General features: G+C 36.1%; 1 protein-coding gene. It reads right to left on the bottom strand.

Going from position 1 to position 715, the window contains the following annotated elements; genetic code table 11:
- Window positions 1-693, bottom strand: a 693-nt coding sequence (locus AC1DRF_RS30960) for a sensor histidine kinase (RefSeq protein WP_477742697.1), incomplete at its 3' end; no start/stop codon positions are given.
- Window positions 694-715: the final 22 nt, after the last annotated feature.

The raw sequence follows: 715 nt of genomic DNA, 5'->3' as shown, positions 1-715 counted from the left end.
GGACTGGTTAGAATACACCCGCTGCTTTTCTATCGCTTGATCAATTAGCTGTCCTAAACGGGAGTTCTTTATCTCTCCTCCTATTTGAAGATGACCAAATAGTTCTCTGGCCCTTCTGTTCATCGACGTTACATATTTTTCAACATTTACAGTAACAGTAGCATCTTGAATAGATTCAAGGGTAGCCTCTTTTTCTTTAAAAAGAAAGGAAATCTCCTCCGGTTCCAGTCCAAATATTAGTCTTTTTACCCGCCTTGCAATGAAAAAAGCTCCAAATGCTCCAATAAGAAAAGGAATACAGGACAATTTAATGATTTTTATTCTATAATCATTAATCTGTTTTTCTATATTGCTTACAAGAAACCCTACTGACGAAACGCCTATTACGTTTCCTCGGCTATCCCATATGGGGGTCTTGGCTTTAATTGCAAATCCTGAAATTCCTTTTCCTTTATAAATAATGGATTGATGCTCCTTTAAAGAAGCTTCGTTGCTTGTTTTGGTATGTTTTCCAATATAACTACTATTGGGATGAGAATAGCGGATTCCTTTATCATTAGCAATGGTGACGTAATCTGCCCCAGTGGTTTTTCTTATTTTTTCTGCAACAGGTTGGATGTGCTCAGAAGGATTTTTATTCTTAAAAGCTTTTACAATCATTTTGTCTTCAGAAGCTAATTTTGCTACTGTCATAGCTTGCTTACCTACATATTTT

This window comes from Priestia sp. P5_B4, from assembly GCF_056400385.1.
Note: the sequence above shows the minus strand (reverse complement) of the source record. Positions and strands in the feature narration are given on the sequence as shown.